Origin of the sequence: Christiangramia sp., from assembly GCF_029937855.1 — a bacterium.
In the GTDB taxonomy this organism is placed as follows: Bacteria; Bacteroidota; Bacteroidia; order Flavobacteriales; family Flavobacteriaceae; genus Christiangramia.
On sequence record NZ_JAPYPC010000009.1, the window covers coordinates 98,533 to 122,366 of the forward strand.

General features: G+C 37.3%; 21 protein-coding genes and 1 other RNA gene. 8 read left to right on the plus strand and 14 right to left on the minus strand.

Annotated features, from left to right (window positions below; genetic code table 11):
• Nucleotides 1–1,477: hypothetical protein (locus tag Q1K34_RS07160; RefSeq protein ID WP_300436450.1), on the minus strand; the 1,477-nt coding region annotated here is incomplete at its 3' end.
• 676 nt (nucleotides 1,478–2,153) lie between these two features.
• On the opposite strand from Q1K34_RS07160, the gene pdxH reads away from it, so the two are divergent.
• The 4 genes from pdxH to Q1K34_RS07180 are packed head-to-tail and all read left to right on the plus strand — an operon-like array spanning nucleotide 2,154 to nucleotide 6,301.
• Entirely contained in the window at nucleotides 2,154–2,798 is a 645-nt protein-coding gene (gene pdxH, locus Q1K34_RS07165) for a pyridoxamine 5'-phosphate oxidase (RefSeq protein ID WP_300436453.1), read from the plus strand.
• A 3-nt stretch (nucleotides 2,799–2,801) separates the two neighbouring features.
• Nucleotides 2,802–3,287, plus strand: a complete 486-nt coding sequence (locus Q1K34_RS07170; RefSeq protein WP_300436456.1) for a histidine phosphatase family protein — start codon at nucleotides 2,802–2,804, stop codon at nucleotides 3,285–3,287.
• A gap of 6 nt (nucleotides 3,288–3,293) precedes the next feature.
• Nucleotides 3,294–5,396: a polyphosphate kinase 1 gene (ppk1, locus tag Q1K34_RS07175; RefSeq protein ID WP_300436459.1), complete on the plus strand. Its 2,103-nt coding sequence runs from the start codon at nucleotides 3,294–3,296 to the stop codon at nucleotides 5,394–5,396.
• Nucleotides 5,396–6,301: a rod shape-determining protein gene (locus Q1K34_RS07180; protein ID WP_300436462.1), complete on the plus strand. Its 906-nt coding sequence runs from the start codon at nucleotides 5,396–5,398 to the stop codon at nucleotides 6,299–6,301. The genes ppk1 and Q1K34_RS07180 overlap by 1 nt, the downstream gene beginning before the upstream one ends.
• Here Q1K34_RS07180 and Q1K34_RS07185 read toward each other — a convergent pair.
• Together Q1K34_RS07185 and Q1K34_RS07190 are read right to left on the minus strand one after the other, a co-directional pair.
• Nucleotides 6,298–6,879 carry a tRNA-(ms[2]io[6]A)-hydroxylase gene (locus Q1K34_RS07185; protein WP_300436464.1) on the minus strand — a complete coding sequence of 194 codons (582 nt, stop codon included), beginning with the start codon at nucleotides 6,877–6,879 and terminating at the stop codon, nucleotides 6,298–6,300. The two genes, Q1K34_RS07180 and Q1K34_RS07185, sit on opposite strands and share 4 nt — an antisense overlap.
• Before the next feature lie 2 nt (nucleotides 6,880–6,881).
• Nucleotides 6,882–8,831 carry a DNA polymerase III subunit gamma/tau gene (locus tag Q1K34_RS07190; protein WP_300436466.1) on the minus strand — a complete coding sequence of 650 codons (1,950 nt, stop codon included), beginning with the start codon at nucleotides 8,829–8,831 and terminating at the stop codon, nucleotides 6,882–6,884.
• Between the two features lie 113 nt (nucleotides 8,832–8,944).
• Here Q1K34_RS07190 and rnpB point away from each other — a divergent pair.
• Nucleotides 8,945–9,276, plus strand: an RNA gene (gene rnpB / locus Q1K34_RS07195) — RNase P RNA component class A.
• Here the strand turns inward: rnpB and Q1K34_RS07200 are convergent.
• The 5 genes from Q1K34_RS07200 to Q1K34_RS07220 are packed head-to-tail and all read right to left on the minus strand — an operon-like array spanning nucleotide 9,274 to nucleotide 12,502.
• On the minus strand, nucleotides 9,274–10,107 hold the full coding sequence (locus Q1K34_RS07200) for a glycoside hydrolase family 16 protein (RefSeq protein WP_300436469.1): 834 nt from the start codon (nucleotides 10,105–10,107) through the stop codon (nucleotides 9,274–9,276). The two genes, rnpB and Q1K34_RS07200, sit on opposite strands and share 3 nt — an antisense overlap.
• 14 nt (nucleotides 10,108–10,121) lie before the next feature.
• On the minus strand, nucleotides 10,122–10,490 hold the full coding sequence (locus tag Q1K34_RS07205) for a hypothetical protein (RefSeq protein WP_300436471.1): 369 nt from the start codon (nucleotides 10,488–10,490) through the stop codon (nucleotides 10,122–10,124).
• A gap of 16 nt (nucleotides 10,491–10,506) precedes the next feature.
• On the minus strand, nucleotides 10,507–11,040 hold the full coding sequence (locus Q1K34_RS07210; RefSeq protein ID WP_300436474.1) for an RsmD family RNA methyltransferase: 534 nt from the start codon (nucleotides 11,038–11,040) through the stop codon (nucleotides 10,507–10,509).
• Nucleotides 11,041–11,880 carry a DUF3822 family protein gene (locus tag Q1K34_RS07215; RefSeq protein WP_300436476.1) on the minus strand — a complete coding sequence of 280 codons (840 nt, stop codon included), beginning with the start codon at nucleotides 11,878–11,880 and terminating at the stop codon, nucleotides 11,041–11,043. It lies immediately after the preceding gene.
• On the minus strand, nucleotides 11,843–12,502 hold the full coding sequence (locus Q1K34_RS07220) for a hypothetical protein (RefSeq protein ID WP_300436479.1): 660 nt from the start codon (nucleotides 12,500–12,502) through the stop codon (nucleotides 11,843–11,845). The genes Q1K34_RS07215 and Q1K34_RS07220 overlap by 38 nt, the downstream gene beginning before the upstream one ends.
• A gap of 123 nt (nucleotides 12,503–12,625) precedes the next feature.
• Between Q1K34_RS07220 and Q1K34_RS07225 the strand changes: the two genes are divergently transcribed.
• Both Q1K34_RS07225 and kdsB read left to right on the plus strand, forming a co-directional pair.
• Entirely contained in the window at nucleotides 12,626–14,062 is a 1,437-nt protein-coding gene (locus tag Q1K34_RS07225) for an AAA family ATPase (RefSeq protein ID WP_300436510.1), read from the plus strand.
• Between the two features lie 25 nt (nucleotides 14,063–14,087).
• Complete coding sequence (gene kdsB, locus Q1K34_RS07230; RefSeq protein WP_300436482.1) at nucleotides 14,088–14,834, plus strand: 3-deoxy-manno-octulosonate cytidylyltransferase; 747 nt, start codon at nucleotides 14,088–14,090, stop codon at nucleotides 14,832–14,834.
• On the opposite strand, the gene Q1K34_RS07235 is transcribed toward kdsB, so the two are convergent.
• Genes Q1K34_RS07235 through Q1K34_RS07245 form a run of 3 tightly spaced genes read right to left on the minus strand, consistent with a single transcriptional unit; the run spans nucleotide 14,831 to nucleotide 17,352 of the window.
• Nucleotides 14,831–16,138 (minus strand): deoxyribodipyrimidine photo-lyase, encoded by a 1,308-nt coding sequence (locus tag Q1K34_RS07235; RefSeq protein WP_300436485.1) that lies wholly within the window; start codon nucleotides 16,136–16,138, stop codon nucleotides 14,831–14,833. The two genes, kdsB and Q1K34_RS07235, sit on opposite strands and share 4 nt — an antisense overlap.
• Entirely contained in the window at nucleotides 16,138–16,836 is a 699-nt protein-coding gene (locus Q1K34_RS07240) for an SDR family oxidoreductase (RefSeq protein WP_300436487.1), read from the minus strand. Before Q1K34_RS07240 ends, Q1K34_RS07235 begins: the two co-directional genes overlap by 1 nt.
• A gap of 6 nt (nucleotides 16,837–16,842) precedes the next feature.
• A complete protein-coding gene (locus Q1K34_RS07245; protein WP_300436490.1) occupies nucleotides 16,843–17,352 on the minus strand; it encodes an SRPBCC family protein in 510 nt (169 codons plus the stop codon).
• Between the two features lie 153 nt (nucleotides 17,353–17,505).
• Between Q1K34_RS07245 and Q1K34_RS07250 the strand changes: the two genes are divergently transcribed.
• On the plus strand, nucleotides 17,506–18,354 hold the full coding sequence (locus Q1K34_RS07250; protein ID WP_300436493.1) for a DUF2911 domain-containing protein: 849 nt from the start codon (nucleotides 17,506–17,508) through the stop codon (nucleotides 18,352–18,354).
• Nucleotides 18,355–18,485: 131 nt separating this feature from the next.
• Here Q1K34_RS07250 and Q1K34_RS07255 read toward each other — a convergent pair whose 3' ends face one another.
• From Q1K34_RS07255 to Q1K34_RS07265, 3 genes are all read right to left on the minus strand, one after another.
• Nucleotides 18,486–19,454 (minus strand): Gfo/Idh/MocA family oxidoreductase, encoded by a 969-nt coding sequence (locus tag Q1K34_RS07255; protein WP_300436495.1) that lies wholly within the window; start codon nucleotides 19,452–19,454, stop codon nucleotides 18,486–18,488.
• A complete protein-coding gene (locus tag Q1K34_RS07260; protein WP_300436498.1) occupies nucleotides 19,451–21,154 on the minus strand; it encodes a sodium:solute symporter in 1,704 nt (567 codons plus the stop codon). The genes Q1K34_RS07255 and Q1K34_RS07260 overlap by 4 nt, the downstream gene beginning before the upstream one ends.
• Before the next feature lie 108 nt (nucleotides 21,155–21,262).
• Nucleotides 21,263–23,752 carry a PIG-L family deacetylase gene (locus Q1K34_RS07265; protein ID WP_300436501.1) on the minus strand — a complete coding sequence of 830 codons (2,490 nt, stop codon included), beginning with the start codon at nucleotides 23,750–23,752 and terminating at the stop codon, nucleotides 21,263–21,265.
• Nucleotides 23,753–23,834: the final 82 nt, after the last annotated feature.

Consider the following 23,834-nt stretch of genomic DNA (forward strand, 5'->3'; position numbering starts at 1 on the left):
CTGTAACTGTAATAGTACCGGTAGCCGACTCACAATTTGGCTGGATAGTGGAAGCTATGGCTGGTGCCGCCGGAGTATCAGGTTGATCATTAATGGTTACTGTTTCAGAATCTATAGATTCACATTCATTGGAATTTCTTGCAGTTACCGTATAGTTACCTGGTGCTAAATTTGTAAAATTCCCAGAGTTTTGAAAATCACCACCATTTAGGCTATAGGTCAATCCTTCCTCAGTTGTAACGCTAAAAGATCCGGTTGCTTTCTCACAAGTTGGTTGCTCTACAGAACCATCAATAATTGCTGGAGCATCTGGAACCGCTATAATTTCAAAATTTGTTTTAGCTGTTTGAGTACAACCGTAAGAATCATAAGTGTAGGTAACTACATATTTTCCAGGAGTACTTTCAGCAACATTTACTTCACCTGTTAAACTATCTAGTTTTAAGCCTTGTGTACTGCTGTATATTCCACCTTCAACACCATCCAGTGCTACACTGGCGGTTTCTACATTGCCACACACGGGGGTTGTTTCATACACAATTGAAGCGGAACCAATTTGAAAATCTACACTAATAGGTTCTATAAAATCCTTTAAAGTTGCATTGTCTTCATCTGAACTTTTAGTTTTTATAAAAACGGATTTAATGGCAACACCTTCTCTACAATCACGGGCGAGTAAAGCATTCACCGTATTCAGCGCAGCAGTTAAATTAACAGCTCCTTCAATAAATTGCAATGGAGAATAATTAGAATTACCGTAAGCCCCTGCGGGCATAGGTGTAGAAGTTTGATTAACCTGTGCACTAGCACTAAGGCTTGTTTGTTCAACGAATAAAAATTCATCTCCTACCTTTTTCCATAAGTAATAATGTAATTTGGGATTATCCCCTCCATTGGAATACTCCAGGGAAAGTAAAATATCGTTAATAGTTCTACCTCCATCTGGACCTGCAGTCGAAAAGCTTCCACCATTTCCATTATTAGTTATGGTTAATGGAGATTGATAAAAAGCAAAGTCAATATAGCCGGTACCCACTGTTTTGTTACGATCAGCTCCTACAAACATCCATTGATTACCTGACGCATCACTACTTAAGTGAAACATCCCATTGTTGATGTCTCCCTTTTCTATAGGTTTATTAACAATTTTCCAGGTCCAGGTATTTGGATCATCGTTCCATTTTTCACCACCTTGAAAAACATTGTCATTGGAGCCAAAAGCATCTTTTTCAAAACTGGTGGTATTAGGATCTATTGGAGTACCATCATTTAACAGTATATGCCCTCCTATACCTGATTCCCCTTTGAACCAATCGCCAATTCCTTCAGTAGTGAAGTTGGATAGTAGATCACCATCTATTCCAAACCCACCATTAGGCACTGCTACTTCAATAACCTCGTCGATTAATCCGGAAGTTTGGGCCTGCGTATTTTGGATGCTGAGCAAGTTTATTAATACGATTGAAAGAATTAACACGAAACCTTTTTTCGTATTATTTAATCTTTCTATTATGTTTTTTGGTAACGTAGTTTTCCAAATCATATCAATAATGTTTAGAATTATCAATTCTGTTTATATCGGTTTAAGCGATAATGTTTTTATAATTTCAATAGTTTGACTTTCAGAAAAAATCACTTTTGTCTGATTTGGGGAGGTCAGTAAAAAAAATAAGGGTAATAAACAACGTAGTCTTGAGGAACTACTTAGAGAAGTGTGGGGGTGACTCTATTGTTGTTACTATGATGTAAAACTATTATAAGTAAATGGGTATCGTATGGGATATTTAAATTTTTAGATATAAGGTGTAATAAATTCGTCAAAATACACCAAAAATGATCTTTTCAGCTTCGAGAATGATGAAAATACCAGCTTGTTTTGTGAGAATTCTGTAGGAAAAATTAAAAATATATAGGGGAAAACCCTTAAAATTTCCATATTTACACTCGATTAATGAACTGATTTGTAGTCCTATATGGCACGGTTAATATTATTTTATCTTGTCTGAAAAATTCTATACTGCGGCAGATAATAAGTACTCAAATTGTACTTAAACGATAGTATTTGTTGGAAAACAGATAGTCTACATAAATAAAATAAAAACATTTCAACCTTGATTAATAATCTTGTAAATTGCATCAAACAATGCTTTATTATGCAGAAAGACCTGAAAGATTATCGTAAATCTTATGAGAAAGGAAAGCTTCTAGAAACGGATATCCCTACAGATCCTTATGAGCTTTTTAGATCGTGGTTTAAGCTTGCCGATGAATCTTCTGCTGTAGAAGAAGCTAATGCAATGAGTATTGCTACGGTGGGAAAAGACAATTTCCCTAAAACAAGGGTAGTGTTGCTTAAAAGTTTCGGCAGTAAAGGATTAACTTTTTTTACTAATTATAGTTCAGGCAAGGGAAAAGATCTTGCTGAAAATCCTAAATGCTGTATTTCCTTTTTCTGGCCTTCACTGGAAAAACAAATTATTATGCAAGGGGAAGTTAATAGGATATCTCAGGAGGAATCAGAGAGATATTTTCATTCGAGACCCAGGGGTAGTCAGCTTGGAGCAGTAGCATCAAATCAAAGCGCTACCATCCCTTCACGGGAATATCTAGAAGATAGACTGGCGAAGTTAGAAGAAGAATATCAGGATAAGGAAATTCCAAAACCTGCAGATTGGGGAGGCTATTTATTTAAACCTATCAAATTTGAATTCTGGCAGGGCAGAGCGAATAGATTACATGACAGGATGTTATTTAGCCTGGAACAGAATAACTGGAAGATTAAAAGACTGGCACCTTAGATTATGAAAAGATTAATTTTAGTAAGACACGGGAAATCATCCTGGAAAAATAACCTTCCAGACCATAAACGTCCTTTAAAAAAACGCGCCTATAATGATGCTGAAGTTGTGCTTAACGCCTTTGAGCACTTTTATCAGGGCGGCGCCCACTTCTGGACCAGTTACGCAGTAAGGGCACATGAAACCGCCAAACTATTCAAAAAGAGATTACAGGTGCCTGATGAGGATTTCGAAGTAAAAGAAGACCTTTATACATTTAACCAGAACGAGCAACTGGCAAATATTCGTTCTTATTCGGGTGACAAGGATCAACTTGTAGTATTTGGTCATAATCCGGCGTTGACTATCATTGTAAATTTCCTGGGAGATAAGAAAATAGACAACCTGCCTACAACCGGACTCTGTGTAATAGATTTCGAGGAGGATTCCTGGGGTGATATAAAAAAAGGAAAGACTATTTTAACCTTGTTTCCTAAAAATCTCAGATAAACCTTTATGGCCGAAAAACGTTATATAAACAGAGAACTGAGCTGGCTGTCCTTTAATGCCAGAGTTTTACAGGAAGCCGCAGATGAAACTGTTCCGCTTATTGAAAGATTAAGGTTTCTTGGGATATTTTCAAATAATCTTGATGAATTTTTTAAGGTAAGATATGCCACTGTTAAGCGTATAGACCTGGCAGGAAAAGCGGGGAAAAGAGTGCTCGGCGGAATTAAGGCTAGTAAATTACTGGAAGAGATCACTAAAATTGTGATCGATCAGCAGTCTGAAAGTTTAAAGATCCTGGAAGATATACAAACAAAATTACAGGATCACGATATTCATATTATTAAAGAAGATCAGGTTACCAGGAATCAGCAGGAGTTTATAAAGAATTTTTTTCTAAGTAAAGTCAGTCCTGCTTTGGTTACCATTATTTTGAATGACCTTCCAGAGATGCCATCCCTGAAAGATAGTGCAGCTTACCTGGCTGTAAAGATGGTAATGGCCGAAGAAACTGAACCAAACCAGGGAATATCCAAGATGATGAAGTCTTCCGCAAAAGAAAAAAGGTATGTGCTCATCGAAATTCCTAGAAATATTGACAGGTTTGTAGTACTTCCAGAGGAAAATGGCAAACAATATATTATCCTGCTGGATGATCTTATAAGATATAATTTAAATACCATTTTCAATATCTTCAAGTATGAGAGCCTTTCTGCCCATATGATCAAGATCACCAGGGATGCAGAACTTGATCTGGACAGTGACCTTAGTAAAAGCTTTATTGAGAAAATTTCAGATAGTGTAAAAGACAGGATCAAAGGGGATCCTGTACGATTTGTTTATGACAAGAATATTGATAGTGATACCTTGGCTTATCTTATGAATAAAATGGGGATAGACTCTACAGATAGTATTATTCCAGGAGGTAGATATCATAACCGTAGAGATTATATGGATTTCCCCAGTCTAGGAAAAGAAGAGCTACAGTATGAAGTGAGGGAAGCGCTGCCAATACCTGGGTTAATTCTTCAAACCAGTGTTTTAAAAGGGATTGCGGAAAAAGATTATTTGCTTTATACTCCCTATCAAAGTTTTGCGTATGTGGTAAAATTTCTTCGTGAAGCTGCGTTGGATCCTAAAGTTAAATCCATCAAAATTACAATTTACAGACTTGCAAAAATTTCCCACATCGCTAGTTCGCTTATCAATGCTGTTAAAAATGGTAAAAAAGTAACGGTTCAAATCGAGCTTAGAGCACGTTTTGACGAAGTTGCGAACATTAGGTATGCCGAGCAGATGCAGGAAGAAGGTGTGAATCTTATTTTTGGCGTTCCAGGCTTAAAGGTTCATTGTAAAACCTGCGTGATCGAGAGAGAAGAGGAAGGTAAACTTAAAAGATATGGTTTTATAAGTACAGGGAATTTCAATGAAAATACCTCCCGTGTATATACAGATTATACCTTATTTACTGCCGATCCTTCAATTCTGAAGGAAGTAAATATGGTTTTCGACTTTTTTGAAACAAATTACAAAGTAAATAAATACAAACATCTTATTGTTTCCCCACATTATACCAGAAATGCGATTTATAATTTAATTCAAACGGAAATAGATAATGCCAAAAATGGAAAACCCGCAGGAATACGTTTAAAGCTGAATAGCCTTTCAGATAATGGTGTTATAGATAAGCTTTATATGGCAAGTAAGGCAGGGGTAAAAGTAAAATTGCTGATTCGTGGGATATGTTGTCTTGTACCCGGAGTAGAAGGTCTTAGTGAAAATATTGAAGCGATAAGTATCGTAGATAAATTTTTAGAACATCCTCGTGTTTTTATTTTTCAAAACAATGATGATCCCCGGGTTTATATTTCTTCCGCAGATTTTATGACCAGAAATCTGGATCAAAGAGTTGAAATTTCCTGTCCTATATATGATGAGGATATTAAAAAAGAGCTTATAGAAACTTTTGATATTAGTTGGAGTGATAATGTGAAAGCCAGAAATCACTGTCGCGGTATGGAAAATCCATATAGAAAAGTGCAGGGAGCAACAGTTCGTTCCCAATTTGCTTTATATGACTATTATCTAAAAAAAATTGAGATTAACGAATAATGATAAAACAGAAAACATACGCAGCCATAGATATAGGTTCTAATGCCGTTAGACTTTTGGTATCGACCATTACTGAAAAAGAAGGGATGGAAACCAATTTTAGAAAGACTTCCCTGGTGAGGGTTCCTATTAGATTAGGGGCAGATGTTTTTCTGAAACAAAAAGTTTCCGAAAAGAATACTATCAGAATGATAGATACCATGCATGCCTTTAAATTACTGATGAAATCTCATGGTGTGGAAAAGTATAAGGCCTGTGCTACTTCAGCAATGCGAGAAGCTCAGAATGGGGATGAAATTACAAATATCATTAAAGAGAAATCAGGGATAGATATTGAAATTATCGATGGAAGCCATGAGGCAGCCATCATTGCTGCCACAGATCTCCATGCTCTTATTCAAAATGACCACAATTATCTATATGTAGATGTTGGGGGAGGGAGTACCGAATATACCATGTATAGCAATGGAAAAACAGTTACCTCTAAGTCGTTTAAGGTGGGCACCGTTAGAATGATGGAAGACCTGGTAGAGCATAAGACCTGGGAAGAGATGCAGCAATGGGTAAAAGAAACAACTAAAGATTTTGATGATATAGATTTAATAGGTTCAGGCGGGAACATTAATAATATCTTTAAAACCAGTGGTAAAAAAGAGGGTAAGCCTTTAAGTTTAAAGTACCTGAAAGATTATGATGAAAAGCTGAATTCTTATACTTATGAGGAAAGGATTACGGATCTTGATCTCAAAAATGACCGTGCAGATGTAATAATTCCGGCATCCAAGATTTATGTAAATTCTATGAAATGGGCCCGTGCGAACTGGATTTATGTTCCCAAAATCGGTTTAGCCGACGGGATTATTAAATCGCTTTATAAGGAGGCTAAGCCTAAGAAAAAAGTTTAACCGTGAATACTTTCGTTCTTGCCGAGTTCTTTCATGATTTTGGCTTCAAATTCTAAAAGATCCTGCCATTTTTGATCTACGATTTCCCGGTCGCCATATTGCCTGGCAAATTTCAGGAACATGGTATAGTGATTTGCTTCGCTCACCATGAGGTCACGGTAAAACTTGGCAAGTTCTTTATCTTCCAGTTCTTCTGAAAGCAACCTGAAACGCTCACAGCTTCTGGCTTCTATTAATCCTGCGATCAATAAACGATGCACCAGTTGGGTGGTTCTGCTTCCTCCTTTAGGGAAGAATTCCCGCAATTTTAAAACATATTCATCTTTACGATCCCAGCCCATGCTAAAGCCCATTTTTAATATACGATCGTGGACCATTTTAAAATGACCCATTTCTTCTCTGGCTAAAGCAGTCATTGCAGTGACCAGTTCAGAATATTCCGGGTAGGTAACTATAAGGGAAATTGCGGTAGATGCAGCTTTTTGCTCGCAGTAGGCATGATCTACAAGTATATCTTCAATATTCTTTTCAGCAATATCGGCCCATCTTGGGTCAGTTGGTAATTTAAGTCCTAACATAACTAAACATCTAAATCAAAAGTCGCTCGTAATTTATCCAGCAACGGATTTGCTTCTTTCAGCTTTTCATATTTTTCCTGAGGTGTAAACGCATATTTTCTCGAAGTAGCTTCATCCACATGAATAATGAGGCGAATATGTGTATTTCTTAATCTGGCTTTTAAGTAAGCCATAAGCCTGTTCTCTTCCCGTTCCAGATCCAGTTTCATGGTTTCATTGGGAAAAGTAAGATGAATCTCTTTCCCATCTAAGGTTGGTGTCTGGGATTCAAAAATTGAGGCAAGGATCTTTTCTCCTTTTTTCTTCAGTCTTTCCGTATAACTTTTCCATTCGGCAACAAGATCTTCTTCACTGAATTCATCATCCATGACCTTTTCTGTAGGCATCATGGCTTTTTGTTTTTCAGCAAGTTCCTTTTTCTTACCTATACTTTTTAAAGATAAACCTGAAACTTTCTCCCTTTTTATTTCCGGAAAAGCTTTTTTCTCAGTTTCCGGTTGTAGAGATGATTCGGATACAGGCTTTTCTATTTCTTTATTTTCTTCTGAAGCTGAAGTCCTGGAGGTTTCAGTCTTTGAAATATCATCCAATTTCGATTGCTCAGACTCAGAATTTTGTTTTAGTTCCTGCTTGTTTTCCGCAATTGGTTTCTTGATTTCAGGTTTAGGAGTTACTTCAGCCGGACTTTCTTCAGAATAGTATTGTTCCTCCTCTTCTTTAGCACAGGATTCTGTCGCTATTTTTTTAGACTGCGGAAGATTGTGTTCTTCGATAGGAGAGGAGTTGTCGTGCTCATTTTCCCTTAGTAGTTCTTTCTTTTCTGAAGAAATACTTACAGCTTCCTGCTCAAAATTAGAAGCCGGAATTATCTTGCGATCAGCCTTTTTTTTTTCAAAATCGAAAGTAACCGATGCGAGCTGCATAAGACATAATTCTACCAGTAAACGTTGGTTGTGACTTGTTTTATATTTAAGATCACAGGAATTAGCCAGCTCGATAGCTTCTAACAAAAACTGATGGGATGTTTTTTGAGATTGTTCAAAATATTTGGCCTTTGTTTGTTCGCCCACTTCTAAAAGCGCTATTGTTTTCTGATCTTTACAAACCAACAGATCCCGAAAATGAGAAGCAAGCCCCGCTATAAAGTGATGGCCATCAAAACCGCTGGAAAGTATTTCGTTATACTTAACCAGTAATTGAGGGATATTGTTTTCAAGGATTAGATCTGTTACCTGCATATAGGTATCATAATCCAGTACATTCAGATTTTCAGTAACCGCCTGTCTTGTAAGTTCATTTCCGCTAAAACTCACCACACGGTCATATATGGATAGAGCGTCCCTCATAGCGCCATCTGCTTTTTGCGCAATAATATGCAACGCATCATCTTCAGCAGCAACACCTTCCTGCTCCGCTATATAGGCAAGATATTTCTTGGCGTCGGTGACGGTAATTCTCTTAAAGTCAAAAATCTGACAGCGGGAAAGGATGGTAGGAATGATCTTATGCTTTTCTGTAGTTGCCAGAATGAAAATAGCATGTTTTGGCGGTTCTTCCAGCGTTTTCAAAAATGCATTAAAAGCTGAAGCAGAAAGCATATGCACTTCATCTATAATATAAACCTTATAATTTCCTACCTGCGGCGGAATTCGAACCTGATCTATTAAATTACGAATATCATCCACCGAGTTGTTGGAAGCAGCATCGAGTTCAAAAATATTGAAAGCGAAATCCTCATCTGGATCCTGTGTTTCCTTTTGATTGATCATCTTGGCAAGAATACGGGCGCAGGTAGTTTTTCCAACTCCCCGTGGGCCGGTAAACAACAAGGCCTGTGCCAGGTGATTGTTGTTAATGGCATTTGCCAGGGTATTGGTGATCGCCTGCTGGCCCACTACATCTTTAAAGGTTTGCGGCCTGTATTTCCTTGCCGATACTACAAAATGCTCCATCAAAAAGTATTGAACTACAAATATAAAAATCACAAGGCTAAACTCCAGTGTAGATAAGCTTATTTATGAACAAATGGCGCAAGAAATCAACATAAATTAACTTACATTTGTGCCAAGCAGGCCGCCTTATCGCTTCGACAATTTTCCCGATAGTTAATCGGGATCGGAGAGGAAAGTCCGGACACCCCAGGGCAGCATAGTGGGTAACGCCCACCGATCGTGAGATCAGGACAAGTGCAACAGAAAGAATGTACAGGTTAAGCTGTAGTGAAACCAGGTAAACTCTATGCGGTGCAATGCCATGTAAACCGGTATTTAAGGATTGCCCGTCCCATGCCGGAGGGTAGGCAGCTAAAAATTAGTGGCAACATTAATTTCAGATAAATGATAAGGAATCCGATCAATTATCGGATGACAGAATCCGGCTTACAGGCCTGCTTTTTTAATCTTCAATTTCCTTATAGACTCTTACGTAATCTATAATAAATTTCTGAGGAAATATTTCAGGGTCTACCGGTCCCGGCCAGTTTCCGCCCAATGCGAGATTGAGGATTAAATAAAAGGGTTTTCTAAATGGATTATTTTTCCCGTTTAAAAGATGGGTATTGAATTCGTGATAAAGGGAGTTATCAATTAAAAACTGAATTTTATCTTCGGTCCAATTCACAGAATAAACATGAAATTCTTCTGACGGATTAGCGATAATTTTTGATCCTCCATGAGATTTAATTCCCTGCGCATTGTCCCATGGGAAATGTACAGTAGCATGAATCTCATTCGGGTTTTTGCCCACATGCTCCATAATATCTATCTCTCCCGCATAGGGATATTCAACTTCTTCAAAATTTACTCCCAGCATCCATATAGCTGGCCAGACTCCATCGCCGGAAGGTAACTTGGCACGAACTTCCACACGCCCGTATTTAAATTCAAATTTTTCTTTGGTATTTATACTTCCGGAAGTATAATCTGAGGTTTCGGTATTGATGCGATAGTTTTTTACCTCAGGATTGTATCTTTTGTTCTTAAAATTTTCCTTTCTGGCTATTAGCTCAAGTTTTCCATTTTTAACCCGAACGTTTTTCCTTCTTTTAGTGTAAATCTGTTCCTCAAGATTTCGAATAAATCCGGTTTCATGGTTCCATTTATCAGGATCAGGTTTTCCGGAATAGTTGAATTCTTCGTTCCAGACTAATTTATAGTTTTGTGAGTTGATGCTTTGTATAGTAAATAATTTTAGGATGAAAAGTAGAGAAACGGGGGGCAACAACTTCATGAGATTTTTAACCATTAAATTCCCTGAGCCCAGACAAACGCTTCTTTTTCATTTTGAAATAATTCGTATGGTACGGGAGAAAACTTTTTCTCAAAATTGGCGATTTGTAATTTCTCAATATTTTCACTAATTATCGCAATTCCCTTTAGAGTATTAGTTTTAATTAGGTTAATGTAAATGATAGGATTTACCGTATAGCTATTTTTGCGGTTGGAAATATATACAAACCCCTCATTTTTAAAAAAATCGGCACATATTTTTCTTAACTCTTCGATATGTTCCAAGTTTAGCACAATATCATCCTTAACGGTAGATAATACTATAGAATCATAGAATTCTAAACTGGTAAAACTAAGCTCCAGGGTGTTTTGGGGTTTGACCATAGCTGAAGATATACAATTATTCGAAGAAACTAAAGACGGAGCTTCCATATTTTCGGTTTTCCCTGAAATTTTTGAGATTCGAGAGGTCGGTATGTTTGGAATGTTCAATAATTAATTGTCCACCTTCATTTAATAGATTATGTTGAAAAACCAGTTCAGCTATTCTGGAAAATTTTTCATCTGCGAAATCATAGGGTGGATCTGCAAAGATGATATCTGCCTTTACCGGCGCTTTATCCAGATATTTAAAAACATCACTTTTTATAGTTGTAATAGGAAACTCAAGTTCTTCTGAAGTCTTTTTTATAAATTTCACACAATCATAATTAGCATCTACAGAAGTGATATTTTCAGATCCCCTGGCCGCAAATTCATATGCGATATTTCCTGTTCCTGAGAAAAGATCCAGTACCGTAATTTCAGAAAGGTGATAATGATTGTTCAGTATATTGAATAATGCTTCCTTGGCAACATCTGTAGTTGGCCGCACAGGTAGTTTTGACGGAGCTATAATTCTTCTACCCTTATGGGTTCCCGAGATAATGCGCATTTATAATGACTTAATTAAAAGATATTCTGAAAGCTCTTTTTCCGGTTTATTTGCAGTCTGAAAATGATAGGAGTTAAAAGGGCCCATAAAGCTAATATTTCGAATGTAGTTCCAGGCAAAGTTATATTCTTCAGAATCTTTGGTTATATCACCCATCATGATGAGTTCAAATTCGTTTGGCTCTAGATTGAGTTGTTCCGCGGTAAATAACAGATAGTATAGAAAATCTTCTTTCGTATCAAATTTGAAACTATTGGCAAAAAGCAGTTTTTGATTCTCAATAATTACCAATTCATATGTATCGAGGTGCGAATGTAAAAACACTTTTGGTCCGTCCATGTCCTTTGGCTGTTTCAGTAAGGATTCAATTAATACACTTAAACTGTGACGGTACTCAAATTCACCATATTTATCAAAAAAGTAATTGGTGATATTGGCATAGGGAATATATACATTAATAATATCAGGATGAATTTTATCAAATGCGATAAAATCGGTCTTGAGTATTTTGGTATTGAACTTTAAATAACTGGCAGCGTTATCTTCATCAAATATTTCTTCCGGTACAAGGCTAAATAAGCTATTTGTAAATAGTACTACTACTTCATCTACCGCCTGGTTTAGTTCTTTTTCCTTTTCATAAGTAAGTTCAATCTTTGATAATACTTTTATAGGATCCAGTTGTTTATCAAAATCAATTCTTTTGAAATAGATAATCCTGTCTTTACTTTGATCCAGGATACAAAAAGAAAGTCCATTCAGGCTAACCTGAATGGACAGTTTCTTAGAGTGTATATTTTTTTTAGTTGTCTCTGTCTCCACCATATCTGTCAAATCCATTACCACTGGTACTAACTTCGGTCATGGAACCAACACTAATATAACGACCGTTAATATCATCAACAGATTGTACTTCATTCTCCTGAAGAACTAATGTTCTATCCTGATCTGAAAGTACTACCGCTTTAGCTATTCTGGCTTCAAAAACAGGTATTTTATTATCTCCTTTGGTAATAGTACCGGCTCTTAATTCAAATTTTTTATCCACACCTTCAACAGGCACATTCATCATTGTACGATATCTTTCTTCGTTACCGTTAAATAGAGAGTCTTTAACAGGAACAAACCCTAAAGTATCAATTATTACCTTTTCAATATATTGATCTACTCCGTAGGTCTTTTTATATTCTTCGTCAAGAAGGGTAGTGTCACGACGTTGAGTAATAGCGAATTCGGCAGTATCTACGAATTTTACCAGGCTATCCCAGTCTGACTGGAACCTTCCGGTTACCTCCTGGTGCGCTAGTTCCGCATTTCTGATATCCTTAAGGTTTTTAACCACCTTGGTATATCTTTTCTCTTTAATTTTGTTGAATTGAATTGGTTCGTAAACCGCGTTGAAAGTAAGATATGCCAGGAAGATAATCACCAACCAAAGAAGTATCTGTATTACAAATCTCATGCTCTAATAGTTTATGTTTAATTTGAAGGTTATTGGTTACACGCAAATCTACAACTTTTTTTTATTCGTAAAAGTTTCTGACATAAAAATCCATTCTTATCTTTGAGACTTTATGCACTTTCTATGGAAAAAACCACTCCGGATTCCTTTTTCAAATTATTAATTGAAGATCTTGGATTTACAGCAACTCATAAGCAGGATATAGCCCTGCAAATGTTATCTGAGTTTGTAGTGAAAGGAGGAAAGGACCGGTTATTTTTACTAAGGGGTTTTGCAGGAACGGGAAAAACAACGATAATTAGTACGTTGGTGAAAAATCTTTGGAAGATTCGTAAATCTGGTGTTTTATTAGCTCCTACAGGCCGTGCCGCCAAAGTAATTTCTAATTATTCCAAGAAAGAGGCCTTTACCATTCACAAAAAGATTTATTTTCCGAAGAAGTCAAGTGGGGGAGGAGTGCAGTTTACCCTTCAGCCTAATAAGCATAAAAATACATTGTTTATCGTGGATGAAGCTTCCATGATCTCTGACGATGGCGGTAATTCTAAATTGTTTGAAAATGGATCCCTTCTCGATGATTTAATTCAATATGTATATCAGGGACATAACTGCCAGTTAATACTTATTGGTGATACAGCTCAGTTACCACCGGTGAAAATGGATCTGAGTCCGGCATTAGAAGAACAAAAATTAGAATTCAATTACAATAAACAAGTCTCATTTATAGAACTGGATGAAGTAGTGCGGCAAAGTGAAGAGAGTGATATTCTGCACAATGCTACTTTGATAAGAGAAAGTCTACAGGAAGAATTCTATGAAAGTTTTCAGTTTGAGCTTTCAGAAAATAAAGACGTGATACGGCTTGTAGATGGGTATGAAATTATGGATGCCATTCAGGATTGTTATACTTCAGATGGTCATGAAGATACCAGTATCATCGTACGTTCCAATAAACGTGCGAATATGTATAATCAACAGATCAGATCCAGAATTCTTTTTCAGGAGGAAGAGCTCTCTGCCGGTGATTACCTAATGGTGGTGAAGAACAATTATTTTTGGGTAAAGCCTACCAGTGAAGCAGGCTTTATTGCCAACGGAGATATTGTAAAAGTGCTGGAAATTTTCGGATTTAAAGAACTTTATGGTTTCCGGTTTGCTGAAGTTCAGGTACAAATGGTAGACTATCCAAAAATGCGGCCTTTTGAAACGGTTATTATGCTGGATACTTTAACTACGAACACACCTTCGCTTACCTACGAGGAATCAAATAGATTGTATGAGGAAGTGAAAAAAGATTATGCAGGTGAAAGGTCTAAGTACAAGCAATTTATGAATATCAAGAATAATAAATACTTCAATGCACTGCAAATAAAATTTTCTTATGCCATTACCTGCCATAAATCCCAGGGTGGACAATGGAATAATGTTTTTATAGAACAGCCTTATTTACCAAACGGAGTAGGAAAGGAATATTTAAGATGGCTTTATACAGCTATGACCAGGGCCCAAAATAAATTATATCTCATTGGTTTCGGAGATGATTTTTTCGCAGCTGACTAATTATTACTTTTACTGAAAATTTTATATGATAAAGACTTCTAAGAATCGGATTATTGCCATGATACCTGCTCGCTTTGAAGCCTCCAGATTTCCGGGTAAATTGATGCAGGATCTTAACGGTAAAACAGTAATAACACGCACTTATGAGGCTGCTGTGAACACGCAACTTTTTGATGAAGTGTATGTAGTGACCGATAATAATAAGATTTTTGATGAAATTGTAAATGAAGGCGGCCAGGTAATTAGAAGTAAAAAGGAGCACGAATGTGGAAGTGATCGAATTGCCGAAGCGGTTGCAGAGATGGAAGTGGATATTGTAGTAAACGTTCAGGGAGATGAACCCTTTATTGATAAAAACAGCCTTGCAAAACTTATAGAAGTTTTTGAGCGGGAAGGGGCAGAAGAAATTGATCTTGCATCTCTGAAAACTTCGCTAAAAGATAATGATGAAATTACCAGTCCCAATAATGTGAAGGTGATCACCGGGAAAGATGACTTTGCACTTTATTTCTCCAGATTTCCCATTCCTTATCCAAGGGATACTTCAGCAAATGTTACTTATTTTAAACATATAGGAATATATGCTTTTAGAAAATCTGCCTTAATGGACTTTTATAGATTACCTATGTTACCTCTTGAAGCTGCGGAAAAGATTGAGTGTATACGTTATCTCGAATACGGAAAAAAGATAAAGATGGTGGAAACCAGCGTAAAAAGTATAGGTATAGATACTCCTGAAGACCTTGAAAAAGCAAGAAAGCTGTTGAGTTAATTACTCACAGCTTTCTTATAAGTTTTTAAGGCTCTTTCCCTGGCTTCTTTGTGATCTACCATTTTTTCAGGATAATCATCGGTTCCATATTCTGGCACCCATTCCTTGATGTACTCTTTGTATTTATCAAATTTTTCAATCTGAGTAGTTGGATTAAAAATCCTGAAATAGGGTGCAGCATCCACACCGCTTCCGGCAACCCATTGCCAATTCCCAACATTGGAAGACATTTCGTAATCCAGGAGTTTTTCAGCAAAATAAGCTTCTCCCCAACGCCAGTCTATCAACAGGTGCTTACACAAAAATGAGCCCACCAGCATTCTAATCCTATTATGCATAAACCCGGATTTGTTCAGTTGACGCATTCCTGCGTCTACCAGGGGATAACCTGTTTTTCCCTGTTTCCATAATTCGAATTCTTCCTTATTGTTTCTCCAGTTGATCCGGTCGTATTTTTTTTTGAATGCATCGGTTACGGTATCTGGAAAATGAAAGAGTATCTGCATAAAGAATTCACGCCAAACAAGTTCATCCAGAAATGTCTTATTTCTTTCTTCATCTGCTTCCCTTACCATCTGCCGAATACTTACCGTTCCAAACCTTAGGTGTGGCCCTAATTGGGATGTTCCTTCCATGGCGGGATAATCACGTTTATCTTTGTAATTCTTAATTAAACCTGGCGTCACTTTATAATCGGGAACTTTTAATGAGGATGTTTTAAAACCAATATCACTGAGACTTATATTCGGAAGCCTGCTATTTTGGTAGAGGTTATCCATATATCTTGTAGTGTAATGAAAGTCCAGTTCTGTATTACTGAATTTATCCCTCCAAACATTTTTATAGGGTGTATAGACCACATAGGGATCACCATCCTTTTTTACTACTTCATCTTTTTCAAAGATCACCTGGTCTTTATAATCGAGAAATTCTATGTCATCTTTTGAAAGTAATTTGGCTATTTCCTTATCTCGTTCCTTCGCGTAAGGTTCGTAATCCCGATTGGTAAACACATTTTTAATCTCATAATCTGAAATTAGATCTTCAAATATTTCCTTCGGAAGGCCATGAAACATTGCAATAGAGCTTGCATGCTCCTCCTGAAGTTCATTTCGCATTTGCTGAAGCGTCTCGAAAATAAAAGTTACCCTCGCATCATCTTCCGGTAGCTTTTCAAGAATTTCAGTATCAAAAATAAATATTGGCAGAACGGGTAAATCTCCTTGAAGCGCAGCTTTAAATCCGGCATTATCATCAAACCTGAGATCCCGTCTAAACCAAAAAACATTAACTTTTTTCCTCATTAATTACTGTTTATTGTAGATAGTCCTCCATCCACCCCGAGTACCTGCCCTGTGATCCAACTACTATTCTCACTCAGGAGAAATGCGGCTAAATTGGCAATATCCTTAGGTTCGCCCACTCTTTTTAATGGATGCCTTTGATCCATTTTATTTCGTTTATCATCATTCGATAAAAGTTTTTCTGCAAGTGGAGTATCGGTTAAGGAAGGGGCAATCACATTTACCCTGAAGCCTGGAGCATATTCCGCAGCAAGGGATTTGGCAAAGCCTTCAATAGCTCCTTTGGCCGCTGCCACACTGGTATGGAAAGGCATACCAACTTTAACCGCTACGGTGCTGAAAAATACCAGGCTGGCCTGATCTGAATTTTTTAGCTTATCAAGAACCCCTTTTACACATCTTACAAGTCCGAAAAAATTAAGGTTCATTTCTTTTTCGAAACTTTCCGGATTGATCATTTTAAATGGTTTTAGATCGATACTTCCGGGACAATATACCAATCCATCTATGGTATCTGGCAAATCAAGTTCGGTTATATCATCTTTTAAAACATCAAATTCCAGATGTGTCACTTTGGAAGTGTCCAACTCTGATTTATTTCTGGAAGCTATAAAAATATTATTATTCTCGTTTAAAAGTTCTGCAATTTGATATCCGATTCCTGTAGAACCGCCTATCAATAAAATATTCTTTTTCATAAAAATTTAATTTAAAATGTCCTGTTTCAGAGTTTGGAATTTGCTCGTATCTTCCTGATAGTCTCCAAAAAGATCTATTAATTTTTGTCGGCGGTACTCAAAGATCTCTTTCAGTTTTGATTTTACCAGTATAGGATGTGCCAATTGACCTAAAATCCCAAAGGGTAATTTATAATCAATGATATCTTCCATCTCCACTCCGCCAGGAATTGCTTTTATAAAATGTTTATGATGCCAGAGTGCATAAGGACCAAACCGCTGTTCGTCAACAAAATACTCGCCTTCCTTTAGCTGCGTTATTTCTGTAACCCACCTGGTTTTAATACCTGACATGGGAGTAACTAAATATTGGATTATTTGCCCCGGAAACATGGGTCTATCACCTCCCGATACAATTTCAAAACCCATATAATCTGGTGTGATCGTTTTCAGGTTTCGGGGATCCGACAAAAATTGCCAAGCTTCTTCCTGACTTATTGGTAATTTCTGAACGCTGTTTAGGGTATAGAGCTTCATTATTTTTTGTTTGAAGTAAATTTACACTTCATTTTGTTTAAAATAAAAATAAAATAGTTAAACAAAATTTAAATCAGGTATTGTATTTATGATTGGGCTGCACTAAGTAACTGATCTTCTTCCTATATTTACCAGAACTAAAACCGTAAAAACATGAAAAAACTACTATCTATTGCAATTATTCTTTGCATTTCTATTTCTTTGAATGCACAAATAGACGCTCCGCAGCCTAGTCCTTCTGCTAAAATTGAACAAAAAGTTGGTCTTACCGATATTAGCGTGGAATATTCGCGGCCCGGCATGAGAGGAAGAACGATCTTTGGAGATCTTGTGCCTTACGGAGAAGTTTGGAGAACCGGAGCCAATGCCAATACTAAAATCACTTTTAGCGATGATGTGAAAATCAATGGGAAGGAACTAAAAAAAGGTTCTTATGCGCTATATACCATTCCTTCGGAAGATTCATGGGAAGTAATGTTCTATACCGCTACAGATAATTGGGGTGTGCCACAGGAATGGGATGAGAGTAAAGTGGCTTTAAAAGCTACTGCTGAAACTATGGAAATGCCGATGACTATGGAAACTTTCACTATAATGATCGATGACCTTAAGAACGATTCTGCAAGCCTCAATTTCATTTGGGAAAATACCATTGCTATGCTAGAAATGGAAGTTCCAACCGATTCTAAAACAATGGCGAGTATAGAAAAGGTGATGAATGGACCTACTGCAAATGACTATTTTGCCGCTGGTTCCTATTACCACGAAGCTGGAAAAGATTTAGAAAAAGCTTATAAATGGGTTTCTAAAGCTACCGAAATGGCAGGAGATCAGGCATTTTGGATGCTTAGAAGAAAATCTTTGATCGAAGCTGAAATGGGTAAAAAGCAGGAAGCTATTGCGACCGCTAAAAAATCACTTGCTTCGGCTGAAAAAGCAAACAATGCTGATTATGTGAAGATGAATAAAGAATCTATTGCAGAGTGGGGAGGAAGTAAATAATTTCTGAAAGCACTTTTGAGAGAAGGTTTTCTAATGTTCGAATTCGTCAAGCTGAATTTATTTTCAGCTTCTTAAGAGATCCTGAATCAAGTTCAGGATGACGTAACAGAGATTAGAAAACCTTCTTTCTTTTAATATTCCAATCCTATCTCTTTACGCACAGCATCCAGTAAATGCATCAGATCCAGGGTATTGTTTAAACTCCAAATTTCACTCTCCGTTTTTCCTTTCTGAAGCATTTCACTAACGTGTTCAGCTTCAAAATTATAGCCATTTGATTTCACACCGAATTCCATTATTTCTTCATTTCCATTTGAAATGATGGCTACTGAAGTGGGTTCATGAAACCTGGAATTTATAAGAATGCTGGCTTTTTCCAGGATGATCTCCGCTGTGGTATTAGTCTTTTCTGTGAAACTTGAAAACAGGATGGCATTGGTGTTATCAGGATATTTAAATAAAATATCACATTCTGAATCTACGCCGGTTTCGGTAAATAGGGCTTTTGCCTGAATATCTTCAGGCATTCCCAGAATAGCATAAGCCAGGAAGATAGGGTAGATACCAATATCCAACAGGCTTCCTCCACCCAGTGTTTTATTAAAAAGTCTTTTCGTTTTATCAAATTCCGCAGGAAAACCAAAATCAGCTTTTATAGAGGTTACATTACCATATTCGCCGGAATTGATCTTTTTTAGCACATATTGAAAATGAGGTAAAAACCTTGTCCAGAGCGCTTCCATTAGAAATACTTTTTTTTCCCTGGAAAGGGCAATCATTTCCTTAGCCTGTTCAACATTCATGGCGAATGGCTTTTCACAAAGTACCGCCTTGCCATGTTCTATGCATTGTAAAGTTAGTTCATAATGAAACGAGTGGGGTGTAGCGATATAAACTACATCTACCTGCTTATCTTTCATTAGACTTTCATAAGAACCATAAGCAACATTAATTTCGTATTCTTTTGAAAAATCTTCTGCTTTTTTCATATTTCTACTGGCGACGCCATACAATTCAGCATTGTTTACATGCGTAAGTCCTTCAGCAAATTTACCGGCGATCTTACCCAAACCTATAATACCCCATTTTATCTTTTTCATGTATTGCTTAGTTTAGAGTTTTTCGGCATAACTATTTGTATTAGGAAAGCTAATGAAATAACAAGTAGGCAGCCAAGTACATTTAGCCACAGGTACGGCATTAAGTCTAGTTCAAATACAATAAGAATTACCCCCTGGGTTATGATCGCTGCTATAAAAACTGCGTTGCTTTTAACATATTTAATAAAGAAAGCCAGTAAGAAGATTCCCAGCACATTTCCGTAGAAAAGACTACCAATAATATTCACCAACTGAATGAGATTGTCAAAAAGATCGGCTAGGCTGGCAAAGGCAATGGCGATTAACCCCCACATTAAAGTGAACCATTTAGAAGCCGCTAAATAATGCTCCTCGCTTCTAGCTATTTTGTGATTTCTTCTGTAAAGATCAATAACCGTGGTAGAGGCCAGGGCATTCAGTTCAGAAGCCGTGGAAGACATAGCGGCGGAAAGTATTACAGCCAACAATAAACCTACAAATCCCATCGGAAGGTTATTTAGAATAAAATGAATGAATACATAATCTTTATCATTACTTTCAGCTTCACCATCTGCATGGTCTATAAATATTTTTGCCCTTTCCCTGATCTCTTTTTGCTGATTGTCCAGTCTTAAATATTCCTCTTCAAAACTGGCGATTTCAGTCTCGCTCATCTGAGCTTTATTTCTGGAATAATTCAAGCCCAGTTTTTGCCTTTCTAATTGCACCTCTTCATGTTGCAGCATTAGATCTTCATACTGTTCAGAATAATTAGAATTCAACACTGTTTCTGTAGCAGCCGGATTAAAATTCAAGGGTGCGGTATTGAATTGATAAAAGACAAATACCATCACCCCAACCAATAATATGAAAAATTGTAATGGTACTTTTAGCAATCCGTTAAAGATCATTCCCATCTGACTTTCCCTTACGGAGGCACCGGTGAGATAACGTTGTACCTGACTTTGATCTGTTCCAAAATAGGAGAGGGCGAGAAAACTTCCGCCAATGAGTCCGCTCCAGATCGTATAACGATTTTCAAAATCGAAGGAATAATCCAGGATGTTCATTTTACCACCCGTCCCGGCAATTTCCAGGGCATTGGTAAAACTTACCGTATCTGGTAAATAGCTGAGAATTATAAAAAATGCCACCACCATTCCTGTAAAGATGACCGCCATTTGTTGTTTATGGGTAACACTTACCGCTTTGGTTCCGCCAGAAACGGTATAGATGATTACCAATACTCCAATGATCACCGTCAAATAAGTTAGATTCCATCCCAGCACGGCAGATAATACAATAGCGGGAGCAAAAATGGTAATACCAGCTGCAAGTCCTCGCTGTATGAGAAAGAGTATGGCTGTTAAGGTTCTGGTCTTTCTGTCAAATCTGGATTCCAGGTATTGGTAAGCAGTATAAACGTTCAGCCGGTGATATATGGGGATAAAGACCAGGCAAATAATCACCATGGCGATGGGGAGTCCAAAATAGAACTGCACAAACCCCATTCCGTCATGAAAAGCCTGTCCGGGAGTGGAGAGAAAGGTAATTGCACTTGCCTGTGTGGCCATCACCGATAAACCTATGGTCCACCATTTGGCATTTTTACCTCCTCCAATATAATCCTCTACATTTTTACTGCCCCGGGATTTATAAACACCATACCATACGATAAAAGCAATTGTTCCTGTTAGAATTATCCAGTCTATTAATTGCATATCAGGCGAAGTAGTTCATTATTAAATAGAAAGCTATAATATAGATCGCATTGGCAATAAGAACGAGAGTATAACTTTTCTTCCAATGGTATTTTTCTGGTGTTTCCATTATTTACCTATTGAAATTAAATTGGCGAAAAGTCTGAAGGCTCCGGGTACCGCCTCTGGGAATTGCCTAAAAAAGCTAATTCCGGTATAGATAAAATAACCTTCACCATATTTTGCCACCAGAAGGCTTCCGTTCTTTGGACTTTCATTATCATCATTCATACTAAGAATAGGAGTGAAATTTTCATCCCAACTGTCAGGAAAATAAAGTCCACGCTCCTGAGCCCAACCATCAAAATCCTTTTCAGATAGTTTATTAGGAGAATTAAGCACAGGATGATCTGGCGCAAGAAAGTTTACTTTTGCATTTTCCTGGGTAACCCGGTCTCTAGATAGCTCCAATTTAAAAGGTGACAGCTCATCTACAAGCAAACCACGATTGGTATTGTACTGAACGAGCATAGTGCCGCCCTGTTTTACATAGTTGAATAAAATAGGTTGCTTGAATTTCAATTCTTCCACTGTATTATAAGCTCTTATTCCCAGTACTACTGCATCAAAATTTTTCAACATACTTTCTGAAATGGTAGCCGGGGAAACCCTGGTTACTTGGTATCCGATCTGCTCCAGGCTTTCCGGCACCACATCACCAGCACCTTCAATATAAGCGATTTTCTCTCCTTTCTTTTGGATATCAAGCTTTACCAGTTTTAAACTGGCAGGCATTATAAGATTTTGATTAGGAAAATGCTCATAATCTATTTCCACTAGTTCGTCACTGTAGACTTTTCCGGCAAGGCAAGCTTCCGGAATCAAACTGGTTTCGCTTTGATCTTTGGGAGGAATAATTTCAAAAGTTAAGACTGAATTTCCTCCTGCTTCAGCTATTGAAAAATTGGAACGCACGGGTTTTATTTTCCAGCCATTAGCGGCTTTTAGGTATAACTCACCGCTTATATCCGGCTTGTTTGCAGTGACCTGGACATTTATTTCTCTTGGTTTTGAATTATTAAAAATAAGAATATCTTCATTGAACTGTAGACTTATCGCCGGAACGATTTCAAAATTTTCATAGGTTTCACCAAATACCTCGTCATTAAATTTATACACCACAGGTTTTTCAAAACTTACGGAAGTGCCATTAATAGAAACTGTGAAGGTAGCCTTTGTTTTCAGAGGAGTTTCAGGTAAGCCACGCAGCTTTTGATCATTTACCTGATACATGCCTACACTGCCTTTCTCTTCCAACCAATATGGAGAGGTGTACTCAGCACTAGATGGTATTTTGAAGCTCATATCCCCATTCCATCTTTCATTATTCTGCAGCCTAACCTGAGGTGCTATTCTAGAATTGTTAGGAGTAAGTTCAACAGCAGTAAGTTGGATGTTTTTTTCGCTTCTATTGATCGCTTCCAGTTTAACTTTTAATTCTTCGGATGGAGTGGAATAAGCTTTTTGAGCAACCGCCTCGAGATATAGGCCAGAGGCCGCATAGATTATTGCCTTTATTTCTTCGGACTTTATCTGGCGCCAATGTTCATCTTTAAGCTGCTGAATAAGGTTATAAGCTTTGAGCAACTCGTCTAAATGGACCGACGGATTCTCAAAATTGAAATTTTCTTCTACTTCCTTCAAAATATTCCCAATTTCTTTTCCGCCTTCCACACGGTTCCAGGAAGTATCAATTCCATCAAAAACATCAGCTTTTTTGGAAGAAAGATCACCTTTCAATAATTCGAGGTATTCCAATTGTTTTCCACGACTACCGGTGCTTCCAAAACCCTGCGACCTGTGTTGACTTCTACTTAAAGATGCGATTTCAGGATTAGATAAGCCTCTGAGAGGAAAATAGGTACCTGTATCGAAACTTAAAAATTTAGATTTATCTGCCTCCTGAAAAGCTTCATCCCCTCCATAGAACCACGGCGAGGTATTAAAAAATAAACGTTTTGGCTTGTAAGCATCTACATATTCCAGTTGAGAGCTAAAAGCATTTTTATCCTTAGCAAGATCAAAAGCTTCTACGCTCAGAATGGCCGAAGAAGTATGATGTCCATGCGTGCTTCCCGCCGTTCGATGATCAAACCTGTTGATGATAACGTCTGGCCTGAATTTTCTAATGATCCAAACAACATCGCTCAATACCTCCTCTTTGTTCCAGATTTCCAGGGTTTCTGAAGGAGTTTTGGAATATCCAAAATCGTTGGCCCTGGTAAAAAATTGTTCTCCACCGTCTATTTTTCTGGCAGCAAGTAACTCCTGGGTTCTTATAAGTCCCAATTGTTCTCTTAATTCCGGACCTATTAAATTTTGACCACCATCTCCCCGGGTTAAAGAAAGATAAGCCGTTCTGGCATTTTTTTCATTCGAAAAATAGGAGATAAGCCGGGTGTTTTCATCATCAGGGTGAGCGGCAATGTATAATACTGAACCTAGAAAATTCAGCTTTTTTATGTGATTGTAAATTTCAGAAGAGCTCCATTTTTCAGGCGCCTGTGCATTGCTAATGCTAAAGCTTAATAAAAATAAGGCAAAAATTAACTTTCGCATGAAATTACTGATTTTACCAAATATAAAAACTCTAAGTTCAATATATAAATGCAACTCAAATTAAATCATTGGGGGCTAGCCC